The sequence below is a fragment of the Actinoplanes sp. 13 genome (assembly GCF_056134165.1).
Genome location: NZ_JBVYOQ010000002.1, coordinates 94,731 through 107,161, shown reverse-complemented (window position 1 = coordinate 107,161; position 12,431 = coordinate 94,731). Strand labels below are relative to the sequence as shown.

Genomic DNA, 12,431 nt, shown 5'->3' with positions numbered 1-12,431 from the left:
ACGAGTCCTTTCTCAATAACCGCTGATGTCGGGCCAGCGCAGCTCGACGCCGTCGGCGCTCAGGTGGTTCTGGAACTCGGCGAGAAGCTCAGGGGTGTTGCGGACGGCTCGCGGGGACACCGCGCGGTTCAGGCAGAAGGCGGCGAGCGCCCCGGCCACCTCCCCGGCGTTCCACTCGACCGGGTGCAGCCGGTACGAGCCGTTGGTGATGTGCGTGGTGCCGATGTTCTTGCCGGCCGGCAGCAGGTTCTCCATCCGCCGGGGGATCAGCGCGCCGAGCGGGATCTCGAACGGGCAGGACGCGACGTCGATGTAGTTGTCGCCGCCGGTGGAGGGATGCAGGTCGATGCGGTACATGCCGACACCGACCGAGTCGGCGTAGGACACCGCGCCCTTGTCCCCGCGCACCTGCAGTGACAGGTCCTGCTCGACGACCGTGTACTCGGCGCGGATGCGGCGGCTCTCCCGCACGTACGGCGCCATGGCCAGACCGTCCGCGCTGCCGGTGACGTCGCCGCGCAGCCGCAGCCCGCGCCAGCCGGTGCCACCGTCCGGGCGGGGCGCCTCGGTCTGCAGCCAGTAGAGGACCGAGCGCGACAGCTCGCGGGCGGCGCTCTCGACCGCGCCCGGGTCCGGCGCGCCGACGTACGGCTCCTCGAAGTAGTCGATCATCGGCCAGTTGACCAGGCAGATGTCGCTCGGATAGAAGCCGTCGGCGAAGTTGCGCCGGGCGGCGATCCGCCGGAACGTCCAGAGGTTGCCGTCGCCCGGGTTGACCCGCTGGTCGGCGTCGACCAGCCACGGGTCGTCGTCCGGGTTCGGCGTGAACGACCGGGTGGAGGGCTGCAGCGTGCGCGGGTTCGGCGTCTGCCAGGAGAGCATCGGCGCGCCCCAGAAAGGCGGCTCGTAGGAACGCCAGAAGTCGTACCGCGCCGGCCGGTCGATGGTGTGGTCGCCGTGCACGTGGTCGATCGCGAAACACACCGACAGCGCCTGCATGTTCGCCGGGCCGGCGATCTCGGGTGCGTTCGGCTCACCGGTCTCGGCCTGCGACTCGGCCCCGGTCACATGCTCGGTTCCGGTCATCGGCAGCAGCTCGCCGGTCTCGGTGGCGTCCAGCACGAACGGCGCGGTCACCACGACCTGCTCGCCGTCGACGGCGAGCGTCACCGAGGTGACCCGGTCCCCCTCGGTCGAGGCCGACACCGGCGTGGCCGGCTGCAGCACGGTCAGACGGCCCGAGCCGCGGTACGGCGCGAGCATCGCCTCGATCACCGCGACGGCGACCCGCGGCTCGTGGCACAGCCGGCTGACGTGCCCGGCGCCCGGGTTGAGGTCCCGGGTGCGGCGGGCACGATCGGTCAGCGGGAAGTTGGCGCGGTAGTAGTCGCGGATCCCGTCGCGCAGCGCCCGGTAACTCGCGGTCACCCCGAAGCGTTCCACCCAGCTGTGCTCGTCCGGCGGCACGGCCTGGCTGGTCAGCTGGCCGCCGAGCCACGCGTACTCCTCGGTCAGCAGCACCGACCGCCCGGCGCGCAGGGCGGCGAGGGCCGCGGCCACCCCGCCCAGTCCGCCGCCGACGATCACGACATCGGCATGCATCTCACGCACGGGCCACCGCCAGCGTCGCCCCGGTCACCGGCTCGCACGGCAGCAGGCGCTGCGTCTCGCCGCCCGAACCGTCGATGATGGCGGCCAGCACCTCCACGGCCTGCCACCCCATCTGCCGGCGCGGAATCCGGAAACCGGTGAAATCCAGGTCCGTGCTCGCCTGCCGGGTCGGATCTCCCAGAGCGACGAAAGACAGATCATCGGGTACGCGTAAAGCACGGCGACCCGCTTCTTCGGCGAGGACCGCCCCGTCCGCGAACTCTTCCACGAAAATTGCCGTCACCTCTCGCTCGACCAGGTGGTTCATGACTTCCGCGGCCTCGGTGAACCGCACGTGCACGCCGGTGATGCCGGCGTCGGTGACCGCGGCGGTGAAGCCGCGCAACCGATCGGCGTGCGATTCCGCGCCGGCGCCCTCCCCCACGTACGCGATCCGCCGGTGCCCGAGCTCGACGGCCCGGCGCACCTGCGCCGCGGTCGCCGACGGGTAGTCGGCGCCGACGTACGGCACCGGCCCGCCGGCGTCGTCGCGGCGGCCGACGCTGACGAACGGCTGACCCTCGGCGATCAGCCGGGCCAGCTCCTCCGGATCGAGCCAGCGACCCAGCAGGATGCAGCCGTCGGCCAGCCGCAGCCTGTTGTCCTGGTGGAAGATCCGGCGCCGGCCGTCGACCACCGGTGCGCTGGTGAACAGCAGCAGGTCGCAGCGCAGCAGCTCGGCGCACTCCTCGATGCCGACCAGGAACGGATGGTAGAAGTCGCCCTGCCCGGCCGGGAACACCGGCTCGTAGGTGAAGACGCCGAGGAAGCGGTTGCGTTGATCGGCCAGGCGGCGGGCGATCGGGTCGGCGACGTAACCGGTCTTGCGGATCGCCGCCAGCACCCGTTCCCGGGTCTCCGGGGCGATCCGGACGGCGGCGTCCTCGCGCTCGTTGAGCACCATCGACACGGTCGTCTGGCTCACGCCGGTCATCCGGGCGATGTCCTGTTGCGTCACCCGTCTGCTGCTTGGTGGCACGGGGGTGTCTCCTCTGTTACGCCGCTAATACGCATTAACAAACGTGGTGCCGATCGTGGGCCACCGCATCAGCGCCCGTCAAGGCTCCCGATCGAGAAACCCCAGGAGTAATAGGTATTAGCACCTTGACCGGCGCGGCTCCGGGTGACTTAACTTCGATGTAACACAGGTGACGACCTGCGAAGAAAGTACCGCTATGGCCCGTACCCTTGCCGCGATCGGAGAACGACCATGCACCGCCGCAACCTGCTCCGCGGGGCCGCCGCCGTGGGAGCGGCCGGCTTGACCGGCCTCGCCTCCCCGAGCGCCGCTCAGGCCGCCGGCCCGGCCGGCATGCCCACCTACCGCTACCTGCGTGACGCGCTGACCATGCCGCTGCGCTACAACCCGACCGGCGAGTTCATCTTCCCGTGCGTCCGCGGCGTCTACGACAAGATCAGCGGGGCGCGCGGGCGCTACTACCTCTATTACGCGCCGCACGAGAAGCCCGGCGGGATCTGCGTGGCCTGGGCGGATTCGCTCGCCGGGCCGTTCACCGAATACACGGCGAACCCGGTCATCGACAATGTGCTGCCGTCGACGACCGTCTCGCACGTGTCGTCACCGCACGTCACCTGGATCCCGGCTGCCAAGCAGTTCTATCTCTATTACCACGGGGAGAACACCACCACCCGGGTGGCGCGGTCGCCGGACGGCCTGACCTTCCGCGACGAGACGCCCATTCTGAGCACCCGCCTCGTGCCGGGACTGACAGAGACGTCCTATGCGCGGGTCTTCGAGCATCAGGGGCGGTACGTGATGGTCTACATGGGCGTGCTGAACGGGCGGCGGAAGATCTATCACGGGTTCTCACCGAACGGGTGGGACCAGTGGCAGTTCGCGCAGACCCCGCTGGTCAGCCCGGAACCGGACGGGCTGACGGACATCTCCGGGCCGTCGTTGGTGGCGCGGAACGGGACCACCTATGTGGCCTATCACGGCAATGACGGCCGGATGCGGATCACCGAGGTGGGCAACGGGTTCGACCGCGAGATTCATCTCGGGGTGTTCCACTCGCCGGGCGCCTCCGACAACGGGCGGGTCGCGGCGCCGTCGTTCGGCACGGACGGCGGGATGGAATACATGTTCTACGAGGCGGGGGCGCGGTTGAACGCGCGGATCTGCATCGCGCGGGCGGTCTGATCTCCCGGCACCGTTCTTTGTTGACCGGGGGCTCTTTGCTGACCGGCGGCTCCTGTTGACCGGCGGCTCCTGTTGACCGGCGGCTCTTTGTTGACCGGCGGCTCCTGTTGACCGGCGGCTCCTGTTGACCGGCGGCTCTTTGTTGACCGGCGGCTCTTTGTTGACCGGCGGCTCTTTGTTGACCGGCGGCGATACCGTCGCGGAATGGCTTCGACTTCGACTCCGGGTTCCGCCGCTGCCTCTCCGCGTGCGGTCGTCTCCTATTCGCGTGCGGTATCGATGGCCGCTCTGCAGGCGGGGCTCGGTGCGGCCTGGATCGCGGCCCGGGAACTTCCGCCCGCGCGGCGGCGGCTGGCGCGGGTGGGCATTGTCGCGGTGGTCGGGGTGGTTAGCTACCTCGCCTCACCGTCCTCCGACTCCTCCAGTTCCTCTGACTCCTCCAGTCCCTCCGGCGACGATCTCGTCGTGGGCGCCCGGCCGTTCCCCGTCGCCGAAGGCGCGCCTTCGAGGGCGGACGAGCCGTTCGTTCTCGACAAGCGCAAGGCCGCGGTCGGCCTCGGCCTCCTCGGGCTGTCCGTGGCGGCGATGGCCGGCCGTCGGCAGCTCGAGAAGCGGTGGCTGGCCCGGCTCACCCGGGCCGGCCACCCGCACCCGACACGCGCGCTCGCGGTGCGGATGGCCGGGGTGGAGTTCGCCGGGCAGCTCGCCCTCCAGCTCGCCGACATGCGCAAGGCACGCGCGGACCTCACCGGCTCCACGCCGCGCCCGTGAGCCGGCGGAGGCGCCGGTAACCAGCACGGGCCACATGTCACCGCCTGCGTTCCCCGCATGGTCGCTCCGCCGCGGCCGTCTCAGCTCCGTTTACCGCTTCCCACCACGGGCAGTCCTCCCCCATGGAACCCATCGGCGACCCTGACGAGTACACCGACAACCCCGGCGACCCCAACGCCTCCGGCGACTTCGCCGAGGAGCACAAGCTGACCGAGGTCGGCCCCGAGGAGGAGAGCGACGGTGAGCCGGAGAGCCCGGGTCGCTGGACCGGCGGGCTGGACCGCGAAGGCCCGCCCTGATCGGCGGACGTGCTCGGCATCGACCTGGTGCGGGCCGCGCTCGACAACTCGACGAGGCGGGTCGCCGCTACACCGTCGAGGCCGCTCTCGGCTCAGCGACCAAGATCGCCTCGGAGGGGGCGTAGCTCGGGGCTGGGCTTTGCGCGTACCGGGAATGCTGATGGGGGCCGGGCTTTTGACCCGGCCCTTTCTCTTGCTCAGCTCCAGTTTTTCGCTCAGCTGTAGTTGAGCGAGAAGTTGTTGACGGTGAAGTTGGACTGGCCCGCGGTGCCGGTGATCTCGAAGCCGAATTGGGCCTCGCCGATCGTCACGTCGCCCCACCAGCCGTTGGTGCGGAGCCAGTTCATGATGGCCAGCAGGTCGACGTTTCCGGAGTTCGTGTTGGTGCGGATGAACGAGAAGACCGCGTTCGCGCCGTTCGAGCCGCGGTAGACGTTCCAGGTGTGGCCGCCGACCGAGAGATTGCGAACGTTCGGCACCGCGCCGTTCGCGTCGTACTGTTCGGCGATCGGGCCGACGGAGCCGTTCTGGTTGGTCCAGATCATGACTTCATAGGCGTGGTTGTTCGCCCAGATGTCGTACGTCGTCGCGTAGTCCCCGGTGCCCGGCACCGACACGTTGAACGAACTGGTCATCGTATTCAAGGAGCTCAGCGTGCGATTCAGGGTCTTGCCCGTGTTCGGGTAGGACTTCACGCCGCTGGTCCGCGGGTGATTGGCGACGACACCCCAATTGGTCCCGCTGCGCGCCCAGATGGTCTGCGATCCGGCGCCGGAGCCCCAGATGTTGTTGTAGAGGGTGTAACCGTTGTTGGTCCAGTTCGCCCACTGCCCGGAATCCACCCAGGTGGCGTCGGCGGGGATGCCCGTGCCGGGATTGCCGGTCGGGCTCGACGTCGGGGAACCGGTCGGGTTCGTCACCCCGCCCGTGCAGGCGGTCCCGTTCAGCGTGAAGGCCGTCGGCACCGGGTTGCTGGTCCCGCTCGACGAACCGTTGAACCCGAACGACACGGTGCCGTTGGTCGCCACCGAGCCGTTGTACCCAGCGTTACGGGCAGTGACCTGCGATCCAGTCTGGGACACCGTGGCGTTCCACGCCTGGGTCACCGTCTGACCGGCGCCGTAACTCCACACCAGCGTCCAGGAACCGAGCGGGTCACCGAGGTTCCTGATCGTGACATTGGCGCCGAAGCCACCGGACCATTGGCTGCTCACGGCATAGGTGACGCTGCAGCCGGCGGCGGCCGAGGCCGGCCCTGCGGCGATCGCCCCGGCTGCGGCGGCAAGGGCGGCGGTCGCGGTCAGGGCGAGGGCGAGATGACGTCTGCGCATGGCGGTCCAATCTCGTGGGGGAATCACACAACGTCCATCGAACCGCTTCGACAATTCCTCGTAAAGTTCGATGAACGTCAGTGCGAGATTGCGCCGATATTACGCGGGAGCGCTCCCAAGGAGCAAGACGCCGGTCGATGCTGAACCTGTCGGGCCCGCCGACGGTACACCGGCATGGATGGCATCCACGGTCTCGGAGGTTCCTGCGGTGAGGCTCCCCACTGAAGCAGTCCTGCAGCACACCACCACGGTCGAGGCGGCAGCCGAAGCCGTCCAGCAGGCCCGCGCCGCCGCCCGGATCACCATGGACCCACAGGCATATGGGCAGCTGTGCCAGTTCCTGCCGACAGCCTTGGGCGTCGTCTTCGAGGCGGCGATCGTCGCCATGAACGGCAGCAGCGAGGCGTTGCAGGAGACGGCGCTGAACCTGCGGTCGGCGATCTCGACTGTCACGGAGACCGACGACTCGAACGGGAAGGCGATAGGCGGAGTCCCGTGACAGTCACTTCCGTCACTGGTCTCGGCCTGGTGGAGGACGCCCAGCTGATCGCCGCCGGCATCCGGGACGGCAGCTGGGTCGACGCGACGCTGGGCGGGGTCGGGGCGTCACTGGACGGGTTGGCTCTGGCGATCGACCCGCTGGGCACTCTCGCAGCGTGGGGTGTCGCCTGGCTGATCGAACACGTCCGGCCGTTGCAGGACGCCCTGGACTGGCTCGCCGGCAACCCTGATGAGGTCGCCGCGCACGCCGCCACATGGGCCAACATCGCCGCGGCCACCACGACCGCCCACCACGACTTCACCAGCCGACTTGACTCGGAGCTAGCTGGCTGGTCTGGCGCTTCCGCCGACGCCTACCGCATCCACGCCGCCGAACACGTGACTGTGCTGCAAGGCGTCAGCACCGCAGCCGGCGGCATTTCCCTCGCCGTCGAAGGCGCCGGGCTGCTGGTCGGGCTGGTCCGCGGCATCGTGCGAGACCTGATCGCCCAGTTCATCGCCACCCTCGCCGTACGCATACCGCAATGGCTGGCTGTTGAAGGCCTCACCCTGGGAGTTGCCACCCCACTGGTCGTCAGCCAGGTCAGCGCCCTCGTCGCCCGCTGGGCCAACGAGATCCAACGCTTCATACGGGCCCTGCTCGACAGCCTGCGCCGTCTCCTCCCCCAAATCGACGACCTCAGCAGAGTTCTTGACCGTCTTCGCATGCGGTCCGAGCGCCTCGCCCGCCCCGACCCGGCAGATTCGCGAGACGCCGCTACCCCACAAGGCGGGGATGGCGCAGCCGGGCATGCCGGCGGATCTGATCCGGATCCGAAGCGGAACGACGAAACGACGACCACACGAGACGTGCACGGTTCGGACCGCGCGGCAATGCGGGATGTCGACGTCGACGATGTCTGGCAGAACGGAGAGATGTACGTCCAAAACGACGGTCAGATCGTCAGAGTCCTCGACAACGGCAACGGCACCTACGATGTCGTCGTACGGGACATGAGCAATCCGACGGGCAAGCCGACGACCGCGCTGAAGGACGTCACGCAGAACTACGTCGACAACAAACTGCGGAACGGACGTTGGGAATGACTGCGGAGAAACGTGACTGGACCGGCGAGGTGAGTGAGCGGCTCCGTTGCTGCATCTGCGGAGAGGACACGGAAGGCGCAGACGATTACGTCCTGTTGCGCCTCACCGCGGCACCGTCGGATGCCAGGCAGTGGCTGGGTGCGCACGCCACTCATCTGGACTCGGTGTTGGCTGAGGGCTTCAGCGTCGAGATCCACCTGATGTAGCGAGGGCCGCGTCGCGAGGTGCGGCGGCAGGCGTGTTTCCGGCTCGGTGAACCAGCCCCGGGCCGGGGCGGTACATCGGCGTAGGCGAATGACGGCATCCCAGTGGACGAGCCTGATTCGCTGCGCCTGTGGCCGTCGCGCGAGGAGGAATCGCCGGTGAACGCCATCAACTCAGCTGCGGAACGGATCGTCGGCGGGCCGCCGTGAGCATGCCGCTGGTGGCTGCGATCGAGGACTCCACCACAGCAATCACCGGCCTCGGTCTGGTGGAGGACGCCCAACTGATCGCCGCCGGCATCCGAAACGGCAGCTGGGTCGACGCCACATTAGGGGGAGTCGGGGCGTCACTGGACGGCCTGGCCCTGGCCATCGACCCCCTCGGCACCCTCGCAGCCTGGGGAGTCGCCTGGCTCATCGAACACGTCCGGCCACTGCAGGACGCCCTGGACTGGCTCGCCGGCAACCCTGATGAGGTCGCCGCGCACGCCGCCACATGGGCCAACATCGCCGCGGCCACCACCACCGCCCACCACGACTTCACCAGCCGACTCCACCTGGAAATCGCCGGCTGGACCGGAGCCTCCGCCGACGCCTACCGCGTCCATGCCGCTGAACACGCAACAGTGCTGCAAGCCGTCGGGACCGCGGCAGGCGGTATTTCCTTCGCCGTCGAAGGTGCCGGGCTGCTGGTCGGGCTGGTCCGCGGCATCGTGCGAGACCTGATCGCCCAATTCATCGCCACCCTCGCCGTACGCATACCGCAATGGCTGGCTGTCGAAGGCCTCACCCTCGGAGTTGCCACCCCACTGGTCGTCAGCCAAGTCAGCGCCCTCGTCGCCCGCTGGGCCAACGAAATCCAACACTTCATACGAGCCCTGCTCAACAGCCTGCGCCGCTTACTACCTGACGTCGATCGCCTGAAGGAAATCCTGGACAGGCTTCGCGTGATCGCTGAGCGATTGGGCAGGTCGGATCCGGCCGGCCGCGGGAAACCCCATGAAGGCGAAGGTGAAGGTGACGGCGCAGGCGCGCCGACGGAGAAAGAACCGGCCGGCAACCAGGAGAAGCCGGAACCGGCGGACGTCTCCCCGGCCGTCTTCGTCAACAGCGTCGTCGGCAACCCCCGGTCCCTGGTGGGACGGTCACCGCAATGGATCGCCGATCAGTTCAATGCCGCCGGGTACCCTGCGGTCGTTGAGCAGGGCTCCAAGAAGGGAACGTCGGGCAACGCCATTCAGGTCCGCGTCCGAAGACATCCGGAGATCACGAATATTCAGGTTCATCCTGGTGGTGGGCGGCATACGCCCGCAGGATCGCCCTATTGGAAGATCTCCACGAGTACGGCCGGGAAGACGTGGGTGATCCCGAAGGACTTCCGCGGCGCTGACGAATTGGGTGGGAACGTGGTGCGCTATGGCGAATGAGGTCGTGAAGGTGGACCGGGTGCGGTCGGCCGCCGAGGCCACGACTCTGGGAGCCCTCGGCGTCGACATCATCGGTGTCAACGTGGATGCGGATCCGCGGTTCGCCGATGACCGGACAGTTGGCGTCGAGAGAGTCATTTCGATACGCGATGCGGTCCCTAGCGTGCGACTTGCGGTGGGGGTGAACGCTCACCGGGATCCGGCCGACGTGGTGCGGCTGGCGAGGCTTGCCGGTGCTGATCTGGTCCAGCCGATCACCAGCGCCATCCCACCGCATCCTGTTCGCATCGCCCTTCGCGATGCCGGCATCGGCATCGTCTATGCCGGCATCGAGGTCTCCCATGACGATGATCCCGGGTGGGTCTTCAGCGCTCATGATGACGCGGAGGACCTCAACGCTGCTCTGTTCCAGGTGGACGTGCTGCCGGAGTACCGTGAGCCGTGGGCTTTTCTGCGTGACAGCTCACCCGAATTTCAGCAGGAGTTCCAGATCGAGGACCTCGATGAACTGGCGCGAAGCCGCCCGGTGGTGGTGACCCTGGATGTCACGCCGGTCAACCTCGGCGAGATCAGCACGGGGCTGCCGCACGTCCGGGGCATCGCGCTTGTTCTGGGTGAGGTGACAACGCGGACCGACGTGCGGTTCCACTCCTTCGGGGACGCCAGTCGCGTCCTGGAGGCGACACGGTCGGCAGCCTGACCCACAATTGATTCTGCCCGGTGTGGCGCGGCCATGCGGTTGGAGGCGGTGGAGCGGGCGCGGGCCACGCCGGGTGTCGAGGATGTGTGTGGCCGGCTGGCGGGCCGCCGCCCGTACCCGGGTCAGGAAATCCTTGAGTTCGGCGGCCGCCTGCCGATGGTCGCGGCGATCCCGGAAGATCACGGTCGGCCGGGCTGCGGAAGGATTTCTCGACCATGACCCTGGCCTCTGAGCGTGGCGTGCCGGTTCGCGGCGATCTCTGGCGTCCCGAGGACGAGGTGCTCAACAGCATCATTCGCAAGTGCATCAACGAGGCGTACGACCGCGCGCCCGGTGGGGACGGCAGCGCTGTGCTCGTGGCCGGTGGGCTGGTGTTGGCGATGTTCGGCGTCGTCGTGGCTGCGGGGACCGGCAATCCGATGCTGGCGCTGGGCATCGTCGTCGCGCTTGCCGTCGCGGGGCTGTGTTTTGTCGCGGTGAAGGCGGCGCCGGTCGCGGTGGACCGTTCGCAGATTCTCGCGGTTGCCGGGGGTGCGGGCAACCTGCCGGCCGGATACCTGGTGTACCCGCCGGCGTGGGAGGCGGGCATGCAGGAGTGTCTCGCCGGGACGCCGGACCGGCATCTGCGGGTGGCCGTGCGGCTGTGCCGGGAGCATCCGGGTTCGGTGTCCGGCCTGTTGCGGATGGTGCAGCGGGCGGAGAGGCAGATCGAGACGCATTCGCCCGGCCGGCGGATCACCGAGGAAGACGTTTTCCGGCTTGCCGCCCGTTTCGTGTACGAGCAGGTCAGTCACGCCCCGACGATGGTGCTGTCGCGGTAGCCGAACGGCCCGGCCGGGATCACCGGCCGGGCCGTTTCTGGTCGGCGGGGGTGGTGCGGTGCGTGCGGTCCGCCCGTAATAAGCAGGCGTGTTCGTTCGGAGTCCGGGAGGGTCCTGTGGTCAGTGGGGTGCACAATCAACTCATGATCAGCATGCGCAGGCGGCCGTAGCAGATGGAGCTCACGCCTGAGCAGTACGAGCAGATCCGCACGTTGCTCGAGGACGAGCTGCGCGCCGCGACCCGGGTCGCGCTGGACCGGGGCGCGACGGCGGCTGACGTCGAGGCGGACCTGGCGGCGCGCCGCCGCGCGCTGGACGAGTCAGTCCACGGGGTCGCGGAGGATCCGCAGGATGCGCTTGATCAGGGCGTCCCGGGCCGCGGGGTCGCCGAACAGCTCTGAGAGCAGGTCCTGGATCCCGGAGCCGGCCCGCGGAGGCTGATCGATCTCGTCGGCGCCGGTGCCTTCCAGGAAGAACGCCCGCAGCACCTTCTCCACCGTCTTGGCGGCGTCCCGGTTCGCGGTCAGCGCTTTCTCCAGCGCCCGCAGGACGGCGGCCGCGGTTTCGCAGATCCGCGACTCGAGGCGCTCACCGGGGTCGGTGGCGACGAACGGCTTCGGCTCGCCGGCGCTGTCGCCGGGTGAGCCCGCCACCGGCGCACTCTTGTGGCCGAGGGGGCGCTCCACGTGCTCCTCGTACCAGGCGGGCCGGACCCGCATCGCGGCCAGGACCTCGTCGATGTCGGCCTGCACCTGGACCGGGGTGCTGCCCCGGTGGTCGCCGGTGAAATCGGCGCGGTCGCGGGCCCAGCTCTCCAGCGGCCAGAGCACCGAGCCGGCGCCGTGCGGCAGGCCCACCCAGACCAGGATCTTGAGGGCCAGCTCACGCAGCCACGGGCGGTCCGGCAGGGCGGCGGCCAGGGTCTTGGTCATCCGGGGCCGTTGCAGCGCGCCGTGTTCGCCGCGACGGCGGCGGTACCCGTCGACGGTGGCGTTCAGCGCGCGGCGGGCCAGCCACTTCTCCAGGTCAGCGATCGGTGTGGCGGTGCCGAGCAGCAGTTCGACGACCGCTTCCACGTCGTCGTAGAAGCCGTCCAGGCAGGGGCCGTCCAGATGGCGTACGCCCCGGGCGCACTGTGGATGCCCCCGGCGGTGTTCGAGCCGCCGGGTGATCACGTCGAACACGATCGGATAGGTCAGCGCGTAGGCGGCCGGGTAGAGCCGCCGGCGTCCGGCTCCGGTGAGCGCGGCCAGCTCCCCCCGGCCGGCCAGCTCCCGTAGGCGGTCGAGGTCGTCCCAAGGGTCCCCCAACCCATCGGGTATTGTCATCAGGTCGTCACTTTCCGTGATTGGCAAGCGGTGTCGGGCGAAGGCACCTCAGCCCCGCGGCCTGCGCCCGAAGGATCGGCAACCATTGGAGCATCGGGGACACGGTGACAATCCGTTAAATGCCGGAGTCTGTTTGCTCGCCGGGGCACAGGA

General features: G+C 68.9%; 14 protein-coding genes. 10 read left to right on the top strand and 4 right to left on the bottom strand.

The window, feature by feature from the left end:
• Nucleotides 1-12: 12 nt before the first annotated feature.
• Nucleotides 13-1,602 carry an FAD-dependent oxidoreductase gene (locus AC0NH5_RS05245; protein ID WP_474401370.1) on the bottom strand — a complete coding sequence of 530 codons (1,590 nt, stop codon included), beginning with the start codon at nt 1,600-1,602 and terminating at the stop codon, nt 13-15.
• A 1-nt stretch (nt 1,603) separates the two neighbouring features.
• The gene (locus AC0NH5_RS05240; protein WP_474400548.1) at nt 1,604-2,608 is read right to left on the bottom strand and encodes a LacI family DNA-binding transcriptional regulator; all 1,005 of its coding nucleotides are present in this window, start codon (nt 2,606-2,608) and stop codon (nt 1,604-1,606) included.
• Nucleotides 2,609-2,860: 252 nt separating this feature from the next.
• On the opposite strand from AC0NH5_RS05240, the gene AC0NH5_RS05235 reads away from it, so the two are divergent.
• The 3 genes from AC0NH5_RS05235 (at nt 2,861) to AC0NH5_RS05225 (ending at nt 4,881) form a co-directional block, all read left to right on the top strand.
• Nucleotides 2,861-3,811: a hypothetical protein gene (locus tag AC0NH5_RS05235; RefSeq protein WP_474400546.1), complete on the top strand. Its 951-nt coding sequence runs from the start codon at nt 2,861-2,863 to the stop codon at nt 3,809-3,811.
• Nucleotides 3,812-4,015: 204 nt separating this feature from the next.
• The gene (locus tag AC0NH5_RS05230; protein ID WP_474400544.1) at nt 4,016-4,582 is read left to right on the top strand and encodes a hypothetical protein; all 567 of its coding nucleotides are present in this window, start codon (nt 4,016-4,018) and stop codon (nt 4,580-4,582) included.
• A gap of 122 nt (nt 4,583-4,704) precedes the next feature.
• Nucleotides 4,705-4,881 carry a hypothetical protein gene (locus AC0NH5_RS05225; RefSeq protein WP_474400542.1) on the top strand — a complete coding sequence of 59 codons (177 nt, stop codon included), beginning with the start codon at nt 4,705-4,707 and terminating at the stop codon, nt 4,879-4,881.
• A 215-nt stretch (nt 4,882-5,096) separates the two neighbouring features.
• Here AC0NH5_RS05225 and AC0NH5_RS05220 read toward each other — a convergent pair whose 3' ends face one another.
• Nucleotides 5,097-6,212 carry a glycoside hydrolase family 12 protein gene (locus AC0NH5_RS05220; protein ID WP_474400540.1) on the bottom strand — a complete coding sequence of 372 codons (1,116 nt, stop codon included), beginning with the start codon at nt 6,210-6,212 and terminating at the stop codon, nt 5,097-5,099.
• Between the two features lie 208 nt (nt 6,213-6,420).
• Here AC0NH5_RS05220 and AC0NH5_RS05215 point away from each other — a divergent pair, with 208 nt between their 5' ends.
• From AC0NH5_RS05215 to AC0NH5_RS05185, 7 genes are all read left to right on the top strand, one after another.
• A complete protein-coding gene (locus tag AC0NH5_RS05215; RefSeq protein ID WP_474400538.1) occupies nt 6,421-6,711 on the top strand; it encodes a type VII secretion target in 291 nt (96 codons plus the stop codon).
• A complete protein-coding gene (locus AC0NH5_RS05210) occupies nt 6,708-7,799 on the top strand; it encodes a hypothetical protein (protein ID WP_474400536.1) in 1,092 nt (363 codons plus the stop codon). Before AC0NH5_RS05215 ends, AC0NH5_RS05210 begins: the two co-directional genes overlap by 4 nt.
• The gene (locus tag AC0NH5_RS05205) at nt 7,796-8,005 is read left to right on the top strand and encodes a hypothetical protein (RefSeq protein ID WP_474400534.1); all 210 of its coding nucleotides are present in this window, start codon (nt 7,796-7,798) and stop codon (nt 8,003-8,005) included. Before AC0NH5_RS05210 ends, AC0NH5_RS05205 begins: the two co-directional genes overlap by 4 nt.
• A gap of 209 nt (nt 8,006-8,214) precedes the next feature.
• Entirely contained in the window at nt 8,215-9,429 is a 1,215-nt protein-coding gene (locus tag AC0NH5_RS05200; protein WP_474401368.1) for a hypothetical protein, read from the top strand.
• Nucleotides 9,419-10,129, top strand: coding sequence for a beta/alpha barrel domain-containing protein (locus AC0NH5_RS05195; RefSeq protein ID WP_474400532.1), 711 nt, complete (start codon nt 9,419-9,421; stop codon nt 10,127-10,129). The genes AC0NH5_RS05200 and AC0NH5_RS05195 overlap by 11 nt, the downstream gene beginning before the upstream one ends.
• Before the next feature lie 215 nt (nt 10,130-10,344).
• On the top strand, nt 10,345-10,950 hold the full coding sequence (locus AC0NH5_RS05190; protein ID WP_474400530.1) for a hypothetical protein: 606 nt from the start codon (nt 10,345-10,347) through the stop codon (nt 10,948-10,950).
• A 173-nt stretch (nt 10,951-11,123) separates the two neighbouring features.
• On the top strand, nt 11,124-11,351 hold the full coding sequence (locus tag AC0NH5_RS05185) for a hypothetical protein (protein WP_474400528.1): 228 nt from the start codon (nt 11,124-11,126) through the stop codon (nt 11,349-11,351).
• Here AC0NH5_RS05185 and AC0NH5_RS05180 read toward each other — a convergent pair.
• Nucleotides 11,271-12,278, bottom strand: coding sequence for a hypothetical protein (locus AC0NH5_RS05180; protein WP_474400526.1), 1,008 nt, complete (start codon nt 12,276-12,278; stop codon nt 11,271-11,273). The two genes, AC0NH5_RS05185 and AC0NH5_RS05180, sit on opposite strands and share 81 nt — an antisense overlap.
• Between the last annotated feature and the right edge of the window lie 153 nt (nt 12,279-12,431).